At 60.6% G+C, this 16,617-nt stretch carries 11 protein-coding genes and 2 pseudogenes; 4 read left to right on the top strand and 9 right to left on the bottom strand.

Going from position 1 to position 16,617, the window contains the following annotated elements; genetic code table 11:
- Positions 1-202: 202 nt before the first annotated feature.
- Positions 203-535, bottom strand: a pseudogene (locus HV770_RS39305) (IS3 family transposase); the annotation flags it as partial.
- 311 nt (positions 536-846) lie between these two features.
- Here HV770_RS39305 and HV770_RS37235 point away from each other — a divergent pair.
- On the top strand, positions 847-6,273 hold the full coding sequence (locus tag HV770_RS37235; protein ID WP_175166401.1) for an AAA family ATPase: 5,427 nt from the start codon (positions 847-849) through the stop codon (positions 6,271-6,273).
- A 198-nt stretch (positions 6,274-6,471) separates the two neighbouring features.
- Here HV770_RS37235 and HV770_RS37230 read toward each other — a convergent pair whose 3' ends face one another.
- From HV770_RS37230 to HV770_RS37215, 4 genes are all read right to left on the bottom strand, one after another.
- On the bottom strand, positions 6,472-6,801 hold the full coding sequence (locus HV770_RS37230) for a hypothetical protein (protein WP_175166400.1): 330 nt from the start codon (positions 6,799-6,801) through the stop codon (positions 6,472-6,474).
- A 41-nt stretch (positions 6,802-6,842) separates the two neighbouring features.
- Positions 6,843-7,046 (bottom strand): cold-shock protein, encoded by a 204-nt coding sequence (locus HV770_RS37225; protein WP_137333051.1) that lies wholly within the window; start codon positions 7,044-7,046, stop codon positions 6,843-6,845.
- 247 nt (positions 7,047-7,293) lie between these two features.
- Positions 7,294-8,034, bottom strand: a complete 741-nt coding sequence (locus HV770_RS37220) for a 3-ketoacyl-ACP reductase (RefSeq protein WP_175166399.1) — start codon at positions 8,032-8,034, stop codon at positions 7,294-7,296.
- 62 nt (positions 8,035-8,096) lie between these two features.
- A complete protein-coding gene (locus tag HV770_RS37215; protein ID WP_175166398.1) occupies positions 8,097-8,480 on the bottom strand; it encodes a hypothetical protein in 384 nt (127 codons plus the stop codon).
- 198 nt (positions 8,481-8,678) lie between these two features.
- Here HV770_RS37215 and HV770_RS37210 point away from each other — a divergent pair, with 198 nt between their 5' ends.
- Positions 8,679-9,011, top strand: a complete 333-nt coding sequence (locus tag HV770_RS37210; protein ID WP_175166397.1) for a hypothetical protein — start codon at positions 8,679-8,681, stop codon at positions 9,009-9,011.
- Positions 9,012-9,238: 227 nt separating this feature from the next.
- On the opposite strand, the gene HV770_RS37205 is transcribed toward HV770_RS37210, so the two are convergent.
- Together HV770_RS37205 and HV770_RS37200 are read right to left on the bottom strand one after the other, a co-directional pair.
- Positions 9,239-9,616, bottom strand: coding sequence for a response regulator (locus tag HV770_RS37205; RefSeq protein WP_175166396.1), 378 nt, complete (start codon positions 9,614-9,616; stop codon positions 9,239-9,241).
- 249 nt (positions 9,617-9,865) lie between these two features.
- The gene (locus HV770_RS37200; RefSeq protein WP_175166395.1) at positions 9,866-10,273 is read right to left on the bottom strand and encodes a hypothetical protein; all 408 of its coding nucleotides are present in this window, start codon (positions 10,271-10,273) and stop codon (positions 9,866-9,868) included.
- A 191-nt stretch (positions 10,274-10,464) separates the two neighbouring features.
- Here HV770_RS37200 and HV770_RS38350 point away from each other — a divergent pair, with 191 nt between their 5' ends.
- Positions 10,465-10,629 carry a hypothetical protein gene (locus HV770_RS38350; RefSeq protein ID WP_217468710.1) on the top strand — a complete coding sequence of 55 codons (165 nt, stop codon included), beginning with the start codon at positions 10,465-10,467 and terminating at the stop codon, positions 10,627-10,629.
- Between the two features lie 414 nt (positions 10,630-11,043).
- Here the strand turns inward: HV770_RS38350 and HV770_RS37195 are convergent, their stop codons facing one another.
- Entirely contained in the window at positions 11,044-13,335 is a 2,292-nt protein-coding gene (locus HV770_RS37195) for a two-partner secretion domain-containing protein (protein ID WP_175166402.1), read from the bottom strand.
- A 920-nt stretch (positions 13,336-14,255) separates the two neighbouring features.
- Between HV770_RS37195 and HV770_RS37190 the strand changes: the two genes are divergently transcribed.
- Complete coding sequence (locus HV770_RS37190) at positions 14,256-15,722, top strand: PQQ-dependent sugar dehydrogenase (protein WP_175166394.1); 1,467 nt, start codon at positions 14,256-14,258, stop codon at positions 15,720-15,722.
- Positions 15,723-15,876: 154 nt separating this feature from the next.
- On the opposite strand, the pseudogene HV770_RS37185 reads toward HV770_RS37190, so the two are convergent.
- A pseudogene (locus HV770_RS37185) lies at positions 15,877-16,500 on the bottom strand (tyrosine-type recombinase/integrase); the annotation flags it as partial.
- Positions 16,501-16,617: the final 117 nt, after the last annotated feature.

Here is a 16,617-nt window from a genome sequence, read left to right as displayed (position 1 = left end):
CCGGCGCAGGTCATCTTGGGATCGCCAGACTCGGCGGATATCTCGCTCGAAAGCATGATCGTCCGCCTGGCCCTACCGTCATCTGGCGTGGATTTCTTGTCCTGCACGAAATCACGATGGTGTACCGAATATTCAGGCAAAACGAACAGCACCATCACATTACTTGTGGGGTAATCCTGAGACCAAATCCGGGGCGGTTCACCAGGACTTCAGAGACCGTCTTGAACGGTCGTCCCGTCGCATCAATGGTGAGCGCGCAATTAATTCGTTGCTCGACCGTACTCCACCGCATCGCGAAAAATTTCCACTTTCACCGTTTTCTTGGTCAGCAGCCGCTGGAGTGCACGAATCTGCTTCATTGCGTCGTTCGGGTCCCATGCCGACACGACCCGTTCACCAGAGCTCTCTGCAGAATGACTTCCGTCCTTGTAAAGCTTGCGCCGCGCTCAAAGGTCTAGCGCACTATTGCGAGTTTCTCTTCGACTGAGCGCCGGCGGCGCTGCTTCGGCCGAGTGAGAACCTCGACGGGTTCTATGATGTGACTAGGCTTAAACGTGGGCGTAAGACTACCTCAAAATTCAAGCGTTATTGTGTGTCCAGTGTCTTCGCGGGGGCCAACCACTCCCCTGACCATACCCCGATCTTTTCCTATGGCGTTAAGGCCGCCGAAGTGTATGCTGATCGGGTACATGTTTCTGTAAGCTTCTGACGTGACGCCGCCTTGAAATCTGTGTTTCAAGCACGCCGTTCCCTGTTAGAGCAGCCGAGTGACGGCGTCCTCTTCCTGAGCGGCAGCAGCCCGAAGACGGAATGCGGTGACGAATCCTACTGACGGTCTGCGCGCCGATGAGTAATAGCTTTCAGATTCTTTGGGACGATGGCGAGCGCGTCTTGTGTCGAGGGCGGCATCCGGGCCATGGCGCCAGCCACAGCGTACTGGTTGCACGGGCCGCCGCCGAACATCCGCCACCCGCCAGCCTCGATCGCCTTGCCCACGAATTCGGGCTGAAGAACGAATTCGATGGCGCGTGGGCCGTGCGGCCGCTGGAGCTGGTGCGCGAAGGCGGTCGAATGCTGCTGTTCCTCGAGGATCCGGGCGGCGAGCCGCTCGCGCGGCTGCTCGGCGAGCCCATGGCGGTGGAAAGTGTCTTGCGCCTCGCGGTCGGCATCGCTGCAGCGCTCGGCAAGCTGCACCAGCATGGCCTCGTCCATAAGGACCTCAAGCCCGCCCATATCCTCGTGAATTGCGCGGACGGGCAGGTGCGACTCACCGGGTTCGGCATTGCCTCGCGGCTGCCGCGGGAGCGACAGCCGCCCGAGCCGCCCGAAACCATCGCCGGCACGCTCGCCTACATGGCGCCTGAGCAGACGGGACGGATGAATCGCTCGATCGACGCCCGCAGCGACCTCTATTCGCTCGGCGTCACGCTCTATCAGATGCTCACCGGCGCGCTGCCGTTTACGGCCGCCGACCCCATGGAATGGGTGCACTGCCATATCGCCCGAAAGCCGGTGCCGCCCGGCGAGCGGTTGGAGACGGTCCCCACTGCGCTCTGCCGGATCGTCATGAAGCTGCTCGCCAAGACCGCCGAGGAACGCTACCAGACCGCCACCGGTGTCGAGCGCGACCTGCGACGCTGCCTGGCCGATTGCGAGCGTCAGCACCGCATCGACGACTTCCCGCTGGGCGAACACGACACGCCCGACAGGTTGCTGATCCCTGAAAAGCTATACGGGCGAGCACGCGAGGTCGATACCCTGGTTGCCGCGTTCGATCGGATCGTCAAGAGCGGCACGCCCGAACTGGTGCTGGTCTCCGGCTATTCCGGCATCGGCAAATCGGCGGTCGTCAATGAACTGCACAGAGTGCTGGTGCCGTCGCGCGGGCTCTTCGCCTCCGGCAAGTTCGATCAGTACAAGCGCGACATTCCCTATTCGACCCTGATACAGGCTTTTCAAGGCCTGGTGCGGTCGCTGCTAGGCAAGAGCGACACCGAACTGGCGAGCTGGCGCGGCGCGTTTCTGGAGGCGCTGGGCCCGAATGCACGGCTCATGACCGATCTCATCCCCGAACTGAAGCTCATCATCGGTGAGCCGATCGCGGTCCCGGAGCTCGACCCGCAGCAGGCGCAAAGCCGATTCCAGCTCGTGTTCCAGCGCTTCATCGGCGTGTTTGTCCGACCGGAACATCCGCTCGCGCTGTTTCTCGATGATCTGCAGTGGCTCGACGTAGCGACGCTCCACCTTTTGGAGGATCTGCTGACCCGCTCAGAGCTGCAATACCTGATGTTGATCGGCGCTTACCGCGACAATGAGGTCGATCCCGGCCATCCGCTGATGCGCAAACTTGAATCGATCAAGAACGCCGGCGCAAAAACCGAGAAGATCATGCTTGCGCCGCTCGCGCAGGAGGACATCGAACGGTTGACGGGCGATGCGCTTCACTGCGAGCCGGAGCGCGCCGCGCCGCTCGCGCGACTGGTGCAGGAGAAGACCGCCGGCAATCCGTTCTTCGTGATCCAGTTTCTGTACGCGCTCGCTGACGAGGACTTACTCACCTTCGATCATGAGGAGGCGTGCTGGTGCTGGGATCTCCAGCGCATCCATGCCAAGGGCTATACCGAGAATGTCGTCGACCTGATGGTCGGCAAGCTGACCCGCCTGCCGGCCGACACGCAGCAGGCGTTGCAGCAGTTCGCCTGCCTCGGCAACGTTGCCGCGATCGCGATGCTTTCGATCGTTCTGGGAACCTCGGAGGAGCAGGTCCACGCGGTCCTGTGGGAGGCGCTTCGTCAGGGATTGGTTGAGCGGCTGGACGGCTCCTACCAGTTTGTTCACGACCGGGTCCAGGAAGCCGCCTATTCGCTGATCCGGGAAGCGTCGCGCGCTGAGGTGCATCTTCGAATCGGGAGGCTGCTGCTGACGCACACGCCTGCCGAGAAACGGGAGGCGTCGATCTTCGAGATCGTGGGCCAGCTCAACCGCGGCACTGCGCCGAATGCTGAACAAGAACGTGAGCACCTCGCCGAGCTCAACCTGCGCGCCGGCCAGCGCGCCAAGGGATCTACCGCCTACACCGCGGCGCTCACCTATCTCAATGCCGGTGCGGCGCTGTTGGCGGAAGATGGCTGGGCGCGCCGGCGCGAGCTGATCTTTGCGCTGGAGCTGAACCGGGCCGAATGCGAATTTTTGACCGGCCAGTTATTGGTCGCAGAGGCGCGATTGGCGGCACTGTCCGATCGCGCCACGACAACGGTCGAAAAGGCCAGCGTCGCGTGCCTGCACATGGATGTGTGCACGACCCTCGATCAAAGCGGCCGCGCGGTCGCTGTTTGTCTCGCCTACCTCAGGCACGTCGGTATCGAGTGGGCACCCCATCCGCAGGACGATGAGGTGCGACGCGAATACGAGCGCATCGGGTCACGACTTGCGGGCCGGACCATTGAGGAACTCATCGATTTGCCGCGGATGGAAGACCCGGCATCCCTCGCGACCGTCGCTGTCCTGGTCAGGGTCTTGCCGCCGGCCTTGTTTACCGATGCGAATCTGGCTTCGCTAACGGTCTGCAAGGCGGTCAGTCTCTGCCTTGAACGTGGCAACTGCGATGCATCGTGCTTCGCCTATGTCCAGCTCAGCAGGATTGCCGGACCGCGTTTTGGCGACTACCAGACTGGATTTCGATTCGGCCAGCTCGGCTACGAACTCGTCGAACGACGCGGGCTGAAACGCTTCGAGGCGAGCACCTATTTTTGTTTCGCGCTGTTTGTCGTGCGCTGGACTAAGCACGTGCGCGCTTGCCGTGATCTGATGCGCCGCGCGTTCGACGCGGCGAACCGGATCGGAGACATCACGCATGCGGCCTACACATGCAGCAGCCTCAACTCGGACCTGCTCTTCGCTGGCGAGCCGCTGTCTGAGGTGCAAGGCGAAGCCGAACATAGCCTTGCGTTCGCCGAGAAGGCGCGGTTCGGCCTTGTTGTTGACGTCATCACCACACAACTCTCGCTGATCCGGACGCTCCGGGGCTTGACGCTGAAATTCGGTTGCTTCGATGACGGAAAGTTCAATGAACTTCGCACTGAACACCGTCTGTCCAGCAACCCGGTTCTGGCGATCGCCGAGTGTTGGTACTGGATCCGAAAATTGCAGGCACGCTATATCGCCGGCGACTATGTGACCGCTTTGGACGCCGCATCGGAGGCGCAACGGCTGCTCTGGACCTCATCTTCACTGCTTGAGGAGGCCGACTATCACTTTTACGGCGCACTGGCGCGAGCCGCCTGGTGCAACTGCGCAGCAGCGGGCGCGCGGCAGCAGAACCTGGACGCCGTGGTTGCGCATCATAGGCAACTTCAAGTGTGGGCGGAGAATGGTCCGGAGAATTTCGAGAACCGCGCCGCGCTGGTCGGTGCCGAGATCGCCCGCCTGGAGAACCGTAATAGTGACGCGATGCGCCTTTACGAGCAGGCCATTCGGTCGGCGCAGGCGAACGACTTTGTCCACCATGAGGCGCTTGCCAATGAACTGGCGTCCCGCTTCTACGCGGCGCAGGGTTTTGAGAAAATTGCCCGGGTGTATTTGCAGGACGCCCGCTACGGCTACCTGCGTTGGGGAGCCGACGGGAAGGTCCGGCAACTCGACGAGCAGTATCCGTACCTTAGGACGGAAGAGTCCGCGCCCGCCCCGACGAGCACAATCTCGGCGCCGGTCGAACACCTCGACTTCGCCACCATGATCAGGGTATCGCAGGCTGTGTCCGGCGAGATCGTGCTTGAGAAGCTGATCAAAACGCTGATGCGAACAGCGATTGAACAGGCCGGTGCTGAGCGTGGGCTGCTAATTTTACTCGGCAGCGTTGAACAGCACGTTGCCGCAGAAGCTACGACCCGCCTCGACTCGACTCATGTTGAACTGTGCGACGTTCCAGTGAGCACCGCGGTGTTGCCAGAGTCAGTCCTATTCCACGCCCTGCGCACCCGGGAGAGCCTCGTTCTTGACGATGCCGCACTCGAGCCATCGTTTGCCGGGGATCCCTACATCCGCGAGCGGAGGGCACGTTCTGTTCTATGCCTGCCCTTGATCAATCAGGCCACGCTCATCGGCGCGCTCTACCTCGAAAACAATCTGACCACGCGCGTCTTCGCGCCGGCCCGGGTTGTGGTGCTCCGGCTCCTTGCTTCGCAGGCGGCGACTTCACTCGAGAATACCCGCTTGTACCGCGGCCTCGAACGCCGCGAAGCCAAGATCCGGCGCCTGGTCGACGCCAACATCATTGGTATTTTCATATGGGATCTCGAGGGTCACATTCTCGAGGCCAACGACGCGTTTCTGCGCATCGTGGGTTACGACCGCGATGACCTCATGACGGGCCGGCTACGCTGGATTGACCTCACGCCACCGGAATGGCTCGCCCGTGATCTCAGTCAATGGATACCACAACAGAAGGTGACTGGGCGTCTGGAACCGTTCGAAAAGGAGTACTTCCGGAAAGACGGCAGCCGTGTGCCCGTGCTGATCGGCGTCGCCACGTTCGAGGAGGGCGGAAACGAGGGTGTCGCGTTCGTGCTCGATCTGACGGAACGCAAAAAAGCAGAGCACCGCTTACGTGAGTCCTACGAGATGCTGCGAGAGCTCACCTCCCGTCGCGAGACGGCTCGAGAGGAAGAGCGCAGGCACATTGCACGGGAACTGCACGACGAACTGGGACAACACCTTACGTCGCTACGCATGAGGGCATCGATGCTAGCCCTGCAGTTTGGCAAGGACCTCCCAGCGGTGGCCGAACAGGCCCAGGCATTGACGGCGCTGGTAGACAACACCATGCGGGTTGTCCGGGGTGTCATCTCGTCGCTACGCCCTGCAGCACTGGACGCAGGCATTGTGGCTGCGCTCGAGTGGCTCGCTGCGGAGTTCAACCACGATGTACGCACAGTGTGTCGCCTCTGCGTGCAGGACGAGAACCTGGTAGTGAGCGAGGACCGCGCTATCGTACTGTTTCGCGTCGCGCAGGAGGCGCTAACCAATGTTGCCCGTCACGCTGCGGCCAGTCAGGTGACCATCACGCTCGAGCGAACGCCGGGTTCCTGTCAGTTGGAAGTACGGGACGACGGTCGAGGATTCGATCCTCTGGCGACCAGAAAAAGATCGTTCGGACTGGCGGGAATGGAAGAGCGTGTCCTGATGCTGGGTGGTCAAATCGATCTCGTCAGTTCGCCGGGCAACGGCACCACGATCAAGGTATATCTTCCCGTTCATAACGGTGTGCCAACGTAGTCGTCCAAAACCGGTTTCAAAAAGACTCCCGAGGGGCTACTAAACAGCGCCCAAGGGGTGTGCGGTTGTGAACCGTTGCGACCAATCCGGCGCGTGGTCGATTAGGCACCGGAACGGAACGGTTCTGATAATCGCGGTAAGCGAATCGGCTTTGTCGAGATAAAACCGGAGCGATCGCAGGTGAGACCTTGGGCGTCGTCACGTGGGGGTGTCCTGAATTTTGTGTAAACGGGTTGAGTTTAGCTCGGCACCAGACGCTCTTCGAACTGGATCCTGAAGCGGTTCGGGGCCACTTTCCAGTCGCGGATAGGCATCGTCCACTTCTTGCTCATGTTGTTCAGCGCCAGGTGTCAATGTCGGGCGTAATTTCCCCAGGGCTGCGCCGGGATTTCGGGCGTCGCGCGCGAGAAAGCGCAACGTCTTGCGGGTACCCAGGCAGTACGAGGGTTTGATATGCGGCACATCGCACATGCCGGTCTCCGGTTGGTTGCCCGTACGCTTTGCGAAATGGGCAGCGTAACGTCCCATTCATCGTTCCATCCATCGCGACGAGGCGAGCGTCGGGCGTGTTACAGCGGCTTGATGTTGGCAGCCTGCTTGCCCTTCGGCCCCTGCTTCACTTCGAAGCTGACCTTCTGATTCTCCTGCAATGATTTGAAGCCGCTGCCTTGAACCTCAGAGAAGTGGGCGAACAGGTCTTCTCCGCCGTCGTCCGGCGTGATAAAGCCGAAGCCCTTGGCGTCGTTAAACCACTTTACTGTTCCGGTTGCCATATTCATTCCACAAAAGTTTAATGCCGCATTTTCGCTTGCTATATTTCACAGCGCGGCGAATCAGGAGGAAGAGTCTTATCACGCTGACACTGTCTTCGAGTCGCATCGGTCGTTGATGTGCGCGACCGGCCCGGTATTACGCCATCAACGTGGGCGCCGCGAAGCCGCTTGCATCTCGTCGCCACCTTGGCGAAAACGCAGGCCGGGACTTCTTGCCGTCTGCGCGGACCCCGCGTCCAAAAAAGCCTCAACTCATGTGAAGCCCACCGTTGAGCGAAAAATCGGCACCGGTCGCAAAGCCGGATTCATTGCCGGCAAGCCATGCAACAATTGACGCAATTTCTGACGCCTTCCCAAGACGGCGCACCGGAATGCCCTGAATGATTGCGTCCAGTACTTCAGGACGCACGGCACGAACCATATCCGTGCCGATGTATCCGGGCGAAACCGTATTCACCGTGATGCCCTTCGTCGCTACCTCCTGCGCAAGCGACATCGTAAAGCCGTGAATGCCCGCCTTCGCAGTCGCATAGTTGGTCTGGCCAAACTGCCCTTTCTGCCCGTTCACCGACGAGATGTTGATGATTCGCCCCCACTCCCTGCTCACCATCCCCTCGATGACCTGCTTGGTGACATTGAAGAGGCTGGTCAGGTTCGTGTCAATGACATCGTTCCAGTTCTCTCTGGACATCTTGCGAAACGTGCCATCCCGCGTAATGCCGGCATTATTCACCAGCACGTCGATCTCGCCGACGTCCTTCTCCACCCTGGCAAACGCAGCCACGGTAGACTCCCAGTCACTGACATTCCCTTCGGACGCGGTAAAGGAAAAGCCAAGCGCCTCCTGCTCCTTCAACCATCTTTCCCGCCGGGGAGAGTCGGGTCCGCAACCGGCGACGACCGTGAAGCCGTCCTTGAACAACCGCTGACAGATTTCTGTACCAATTCCACCCATGCCGCCGGTGACATAAGCGATTCGCTTTGACATGTTCTTCCCTCGATTGTTGCGGTTAGGAATTGAAACTTGTAGTTCGCCTGCAGGTATGCAGCTCACGCTGCTTGGCGTGCGTTGGCCGCCCGTAAGGCCGTACCTTTCAGCTTCCGGGCGACAGATTTGCGAGCAGACACAGGTACTGGCAGCGCGCTGGGTACCTCCTCTGGCAAACGGCCGCGCTCAATAAGGTGCTGCAGAACCTTGCCCGCCAGCGGCTTCCCGCGCTGCTCCAGTCTCCCGAGCAGGGCGTGCGCGAATGCCTTCAGGTCGTCGCGTCCGTGCGAGGCCTCGAACTCCAGAATGGTTTCCGAGACCGCAGCGAGCATGCTTTCCTCGTACAGCGTGCTCGCGATATGCGAGGCGCCCCGCGACAACTCCATCTCGTACTGATTGAGACGCGGTGCCTGGTCGAACGCCGCATCCTGTTTAACTGCCTTCACATCGATTCCCTCCGGGTTTGCGGAAGAGACGCCTGCTGTGCTGCATCCGAAATGCGTACAACTGCATCATTGCGAGTGCAATGCCGACCGGGCTGCGAACTTCAGAACGTACGGGAATCCACGGAACACAAACTCCCCTGTCCCGCGGTTCCCGCGAACTGCGAATCAGACGACCGGAGGCTGCCCCGTGCAAAGCCAGTGAACATCGAGATGGAGGACGGCGGCGAGACGCATACAGGCGTTCAGCGGCGGCACGGTGATTCCGCGTCGCCAATATTGCACGTCATATTCGCTCACACCCAGCCACTTCGCTGCGCGTGCCGAACTGATGCCGGCGCGTGTCAATGCCCTGTCGAGGCGTGCGGCCAAGGCGCGCGTCAGGCGGTCATTGCCGACACTGCGCTCGAGATGACCGATACTTTGAGTATGTCGATTCATTTGTCTAACTTCTCTCAGATTTATTTTCTGCAATTCAACACCGGTTATTTCGGTGCGGGCCGAATCTACGTATTTGTCATGACGGCCTCATGACGCCATGTTGCTTTTTCGACGGCACCCCGGATGCCACTGTGGTTGGCGTTGTAGTACGAGTACAACTATTCCTTCGCGTGTGCAGTGACGCCTACACATAAATAAATGTTCACGTTTGCCGTTGCACACATACGATAAAAAGGTCGCCCGAACCATCCGGACGAGCACAACCCTGGCTTGCCTTTAGCTCGGCCTTGGGCTAACCGCATCTGACAGCCAGGCAATGCCTAGGCGGCCAGGAGAGCGCTCGCATCACCACAGCTTTGCGCATCTTCAATCACTTGCAAAAGTGCCTCGAGGGAGAACGGCTTCTGCAGACAGACATCGAAAAGCCGCGTGAGTCCGCCGTCCTCACTGTCTCCAGTCATGGAGACCATGAAGGGCCGGTCAGCGAAAGGCCTATTGGCAATCGACAGTGCGACAGCACTTCCTTTAATTCCGGGCAGGTTCTCGTCAAGCAGGACCAGTTCGAAAGCGCGGCAGCAAAGCAGCGAGAGCGCGCTTTCTCCGTCTTCCACCACGGTGGCGCGGTGACCGTAGCAGTCAAGCAGGAAAGCCAGGCTGTCCGCGACCACCTCATTATCTTCGACGACCAGCACGTCCATTCAATGTCTCCTTAAATGCCAAAACCTCGGTAACATTGATTCGTATTATTATATTATCCTAATTGTTTGGCGGCCTGGGTATGTTAAATGGTTAAGCCCAACTGCACTAGGTGTTTAGTTTAAAAATAGCAGCACGAACGTCCGTGAGTTTGCCCGCGGCCGGCCGAAATTATTATGTATGTACGGTGACGCACGTCCGTAAGCAGCACCGTTTAGCTGCCTGGTAAAGCTGATAACACGCCTTTCACGTCATGGAAACTTCACGCGACGAACCGTCGGTTTCTGCTGACAACCGCTATCTTTCGGGTTTCTTCGCACCGACGGACGGGTGGCTAAACCCAAGAGATGCTGCCCACTGCGCAGGTCCTCGGGGCTGCGCTCGATCGCCTGACGCAACATCCGGAGTTGGAACTTTCGGTTCTTCGGCTGGCTGGAGCTGTAATCCGGCAGGTGACGCGCGACGTTAACCGCCACGATGTCAAACACTTGCCGCTCGACCTTCTCGGCCGACGTCGCAGGCTCGCCGCTGAACGGGTAAACCGCCTCGTCTTTCCATTCGGCAACGACGGAGCGAGCCTCCTCGGCTGCGCGCGCACGGAAGTGGTCCTTGATCGTCTGCTGGGCTTCGTTGATCGCCGCGACGACGCCGGGCTGCATTTCGGCGAGATCGACTGTGCCTGCCTTCTGACCCAGATCGAGATAAGGAGACGCGATGTACCCGAGAACTGGAACTGACCAAGGATGTGGAAGCGGCGATCGACCTGCAACAGTGGGGACCGCTGCTCGTTGCATAGGTATAGCGCGCGGTTGCCGGCCGCTTTCCACTCGACAACTGCCAGGCGCACCCTGTGGTGCTTGTTGTCGATCACCATGTCGGCGAGGTTGAAAAACTTGCGTCCGGCGATGGCGGCACCCGGGTCGATGGCCGTGCCGTCGAGCAAGACCTTCGCATCTTCGTAATCTGCGAGGTACAGCGCGAAGACCTCGGTCAACTCCTGGCATACCGGGCCTAGGCGGGACGGCATTGACCGCTCTGCGTGGACGATTTGTCCTGAAATGAAAGAACAGATAGCCACAATTAATGGAATTGGACTATTTATTGATTGGGAGCCAAAACTGGCGAGCTTCGGCATGCCCTGCGGCGATACGGCCAAAGTTCCTGATATTGCCCGGAGAGCCAAGTCGACAGGCAAATTTCGGCCCACTTCGGTCAGACGACATTCTCCGAAGCGGTCAATCAGTCGAACCAAGGTTTTGCGGACTGGAGCGCCATAAAGCGGACGTTGGCGACCTCACCCAATCGGCCATCATCGGACGTTCGCGCGCGTGTTCAGGCAGACATTCGAACGTCGGCTCCTTCCCCCAAAAGCTGCCGTTGAGATGCCGCCGCGTGCCTGCTCGTCCAGGCCGCGGGTTCTCAGCAGCGCCTACTGGGCCAGTTGCCAGCGCAGGATCGGATGGGTCGCGCCGGCCGGCATGACCCACACGCCGGTCGGGCTGAAGTCCCAGGACGCGTCGAAGCTCGACGGATTGCTCATCTGCGCGGTGGTGAGTCCGTTCGACGCAGGCAGTTGAGAGCCATATCCGGTGCTCACCGTACGTGTCGTCGTCTCTTTGTCCCAATAGACGTTACTTGCAAGTGTGCCGCCGACACCGTACGCGACGATACCGCCGTAAGTGCCGTAGCCCGGGCCCTGATACGACGGGCCCAGAACTGGGCCTGTTGCGAACGACTGCTCGATCACGCCGCTATTGGAGAAAACCAACCCGCCAGCCGCGAAGGATCCAAAGGTGAGGCCCGTCGCGTAGGATTGCGACACGGTGCCGTAGTTGTAGCCAACCAGGCCCCCGCCAACGCCATGGATGTTCGGAGCGACATCCCCGGTTGTATAGGATTGGTTAATGGTGCCGTAGTTGGTGCCGACGAGCCCGCCAAGCACACCTCCCGTACCAATCGACGCGCTGCTCGACGACCGTTCGATCAGGCCGTCATTGCGCCCCACCAGTCCGCCGACCGTCGCACCCTCGAACGAGCCGGAGCCCCGGAAGCCGCTGGTATAAGCGTACGTAATCAGGCCCTGATTCTGCCCGGCCACAATCCCGAACGGGATCCCGGCCGGGAAATACGTATTCGTCTCAAGTTCGGCGTTCGTCATGCCGACATTGCGAACGACTCCCGTCGGACCGATCACGCCGAACAGTCCAGCTGCCGGCTGCTCGGTCGAGCTCTGATCAAACTGGGTGAACCTGTCGATCGCGTGGCCCATCCCGTCGAACTGACCGGAAAACGGCGTGGTCGCATTGCCGAGCGAAGAGAAAGCGAAAGACGTATCGGTCGAACTGGCGTCGAGGTCTTTGCCGAGCGCATACGCGCCGCCGAGATCGAGCGCGATGTTCTGTAAATCGCCGACCGAATTGACCAGCTTGTAGCCGGTCACCTGGGTGATGAGACCGCTATACGGAGCTGCTGTCCACGCGCTGTTCGCCACGATCGTGCCGGGATTGTAGCTGCCGTTCATGTCGTAGAGCGCGCTGACGATGCCGGTACTTTTCGACCAGTCGATAGTGCCGCCGTTGATCACGCTGCCGCCGTTGTCGATGCCGGAGGCGTCTGCGCGCAAGGTCAGATTGCCCGCACCGTTGTTCGCGATCGTCCTGCCGCTCGCGACTGAGACATCGCGGTATGCCGCCAGCGTGAGCGAAGCCGGCCCCTGCCAGCGCAGGCTCGAAGCGATGCCCAGGTCGCCCGTTGCGCCGTTGCCACCCGTGGTCGTGACATCGACCGAGGTGCCCGCGCTCAGACTGCGCTGCAACGTCCGTGCCGCAGCGTCATCGATCGTAAAAGCAGGCGTTGAAAGATTCCACTGCCCGGCGTGAACGGCTGCGTGCCTGCCGAACGCCAGCTGCGCCGCCTGCGTGTCGACCGTCCCGCCGCTGCCGTCGGCATCCGTTGCCGCGATCCTGCCTTGCTGCCTGACGAGGCCGCTGTCCGCGATGAGCCAGACGTGGCCATCGCGCGTTGCCGTGCCCGTTGCGCGGATGCGCGTGCCGCCGCCCGCGAGCGCATAGACGTTCCCATCGGCAGCCTGAAGACTGACCTGCGCGGCCTTGACGCGCCCCTCGTTGACGACCGTGCCGTGGCTGCCCGCCTGCACGAACACCTGCCTGCTGCTGGCCGAGTCCTGCAACAGCACCGTCTCGCCAGCCGCCAGTTCCACCGTGCCGGTGGGCGCTTTAACCGTGCCCGCGTTGATGACTGCCTGACGGGCGATCAGGAACACATCGCCGCCGCTGGAACTGATCCTGCCGAGGTTGATCACGCTCGCGTCCGACTTGCCCGACAGCGTCAGTGCATCGCCGCCTTTGATGAAGGCGTCGTTGCAGATACCCAGGGTGGACGCGACGAAACGTCCGCCCGTGCTGACGACGCCCGCGGGTCCCACGAGGATGCCTTGCGGATTGATCAGGTAGAGGCTGCCGGTGGCGGTGAGCTTGCCGAGAATCGATGACGGATCGCCGCCCGTTACACGGTTCAGCGTCGCGCCCGACCCGTTGTTGAAGGCGACGGTGTTGCCGTTGCCGATCGAGAAGCTGTGCCAGTCGATCACGCCGCGGGTCGAGGACTGGTCGATCGTTAGCGAAGTGGTGCCGCTGCTGATCGCGCCCTGGCCCCGGACGAAGGCGCCGCCCTGCGGCAGCGGTCCGGCCGCGTGGGCCATCGGCACGCACCACGCGGCGAGCGCAAGCGGCACCCATAGCGCAAGCGGCAGCGGGCGCAGGACACGCTTCCACGCGGCAGGCGGGGACCGAGGCGCGATGCGTGCCGGGCCGGCATACGCCAGCGTAAAGGTCGGCCCGTTGCGCGGGGGTAGCGGCGACTGGATCGCCAGTCTGATTGAATGACGCGACATGATCCCTCCCGAAACGTGGTTCGTGGAAAGTCGTTGTCGCGGAACGCAGGTTGTTGCGACCAGGCAAGGCGCGAAGGCCGCCATACCGCACAACACAGCCTCATGGTAGCAGCGCGTTTCAAAAGACCAACGGGTATTTGCGCATGCACCCGGTGCTTGCTGGTACCTCATCAAGCGGGGATGTGTGCGGTCGCCGCGGCGGCAGGAATGGGCGTTCAACGCCGGAAAGCCGCCGTTAGGCTGGTGCGGGATCCAACGGCCGGATCGGGTCGGGAGTACGCATTGACGACCGGCCGTTTTCAGGCAGCGAAAATTGCAATGGCCGCTTTCCGGCGGTGAGTTTGAAGAGCGGACTGACGCGGTCCGACCCATCTGTGCCGTTCGGACATTGGTCTGCTCAACGTCAGCTTCCAGTTTGGTTCGAGACGATCGCACTGTCGCGCATCCAGTGAAATAAAGCGCTGTGATGGAGCAATGAGCCAGGTGCAGGCGTTGGTTTCCTCGCGACCGACAAATCAGGCTTCGGGCATCCAACGGTTTTGCTAGGCGAGCGCGTGCCGGCTGAAGCTCATCCTCCCATTCAACTTACCTGGCGAGCGGTGACAGTCTTTTGTCCGCCGTCGGCGGGCGCACGGCCCACTATTGAATCAATCTGCGGCGTCAAAACCAAACGACTCACGCGTGATGCGCGGCGCTGCCTCGCGGTTCGATCCGTGCGGGAGGACAAAGTGTCGCGCTCTATTGAAAAGTGGTTAAGCCAAAGCCGGGTAATCGCCGCGCTTATGCTGATGCTGGCGTTATCGTTTGTGACCAATGCCGCGCACGCGGTTTTTCCCGAGGCCGCTGCTGTACCCGCTGCAGCCGCCGTTGGCCAGCGGGTTGCGTGCCAGGCCACCTTCACGACCAAGCCGCAGCCGACGCTACCAAAGCATTTTACCGAGCACATTTTGTACAGTGGCTGTCTCAACCAGCCGACGGCGATAGGCTTTACTCGGGACAAGACTCAAGTTTTCGTCGCCGAAAAAGGGGGCAAGGTTTGGAAATGTGATTTGTCGTCAACCCCTACCTGCTTGTTATTTGCCGACCTGAGCGGCGAAGTCTGCAATGATGCCGACCGGGGACTGCTCGGGCTTGCAGTCGATCCTCGGAACGATGGCAATGTCTACGTGCTTTACACCACGCCACCTGCTACAGGGGCGTGCAGCGGAAACGTCCTTACCCACGGCCAACTTTCCCTTTTGACAGGGACGGGCGAAACGAAGATCCTGCCCGCCGCAGGGTCAAGCAACCAGACCTGGTGTTTCTTCTATACGTCTCACAGTATTGGCGCCCTGGCCTTCGGCTCCGATAACAAAACGCTTTATGTCAGCGCCGGCGACGGCGCAAGCTTCGACCGGGTAGACTACGGGCAGTTGGATAGCGCTTGCGGCGATGGCACGAATCTGCCCCAAGGGGCGTTTCGCAGTCAGGGCGTGTCGACTCTTCGGCCTTACAGCGATGGCGTTATTCTACGGATGACGAACCCAGGCACGATAACCCAAAGCGTTGCCGTGGTTGCAAACGGTCTGCGCAATCCTTTCCGCTTTGCCCGCGTGCCCGGCACGGGTGTGCGCGTCACGGATGACCTGTATATCGGCAATGTGGGTTGGAACACCTGGGAGGCCATCGATCACGTCAGGGTTGCCGGCCGTAACTTAAACTTTGGATGGCCGTGCTATGAAGGATGGGACCCCAATAACGACTTCGCTGCAGCTCGCCAACCTGAGTACCGGTCCTTCCCGCCCGCTCCTAGCAAGTACTGCAGCGGGAAGAGCGGGATCGTTAGCGGAACGGATGTCACCCCGCCGTTCTTTGCGTACGCTCATCAGGGTTACGTTACGCCCGAGGACAGCAGGGGAAGGACCTGCGGCGGCAAGCCGTCCGGCGGAGGGCCGGACCAGAACGGCAGCGTGCTCTCAGCCATTGGGTTCACTGACGGCACGAGCACGACCTATCCCACTCAATTCAAGAACGCCCTGTACTTTGGCGATCTTCTCCGGAAATGCATCTGGACAATGCAGCCTCCGGACAACACGCCTCAGACGTTTGCGAAGGGTCTGCAAGGAGGGCCGGTGGATTTGAAAGCTGGTCAGAACGGAGACCTTTTCTACGTGGACCTTGTTACCAGTACGGTGAGGCGAATTACGCACAAGTAGCAGGGAGATTTCTGCGGCCCGTCTCGGCGGCAGCTTCAGCGGAATGACCGTTTGGTGGGACGGAGCTGACATCTGAGCGTCCGAGCGACGGTCGGGCGAATGACGCTTTCTGGCCCGGACAGCGACCAATTGCCGTCCGGCGATCTACCGCTAAAACCTCGGTCTGTTCAGCCATCTCCAGCGCGTCGTCGACTTCAATGCCGAGGTACTGACCGTGCTTTCAAGTTTGGTGTGGCCGAGCAGCAACTGTACGGCCCGGAGATTTTTAGTACGGCGGTAGATCAACGATCCTTTCGTTCGACGCATCGTGTGCGTGCCATAGGCGGTGTCGTCGAGCCCGATCGATTTAATCCAACGATGAACGATCCGTGCGTACTGACGGGTCGAAAGATGGGGCGACGCATGAATCCGGCCCGAAAACAGGAAATCTGAAGCGGACAGCCACGCTGCCTCGATCCAGCGTTCCACACTATCCCGCGTTTGCTCGGTGATCTCGAATTGCACCGGTCGCTGCGTTTTTCTGTTGCATCACAGTCGCGCGAGGCACTACGCGCGTGCCCAGGCACACATCGCGCACCCGCAGTTTCGTCAGGTCGCACGCTCGCAGCTTGCTGTCGATCGCCAGATTGAACATCGCAAGATCACGGGTTTTCGCCCCCAGTTGCAGGCGGATTCGGATGGCCCAGATTTCCTTACGCTTTAGCGGCGACTTCTGTCCGGTTAGCTTGTCTTTGTTCCACGGCACGCGCGGCGCACCGCTGTTGATGGTTGCTTCCATGACGACTCTCCTTTCACGTGAAGGGAGAGTCAGTCTGCGCCAATCGCCGATGGGCGCTACGCGACCCATAGCCGCTATTGCGACCGTGTTGGCCAAAGGTCCGCTCTCGAGCGCACA

Source organism: Paraburkholderia fynbosensis, from assembly GCF_902859935.1.
In the GTDB taxonomy this organism is placed as follows: domain Bacteria; phylum Pseudomonadota; class Gammaproteobacteria; order Burkholderiales; family Burkholderiaceae; genus Paraburkholderia; species Paraburkholderia fynbosensis.
This window is presented reverse-complemented; position numbering and strand designations above follow the sequence as displayed.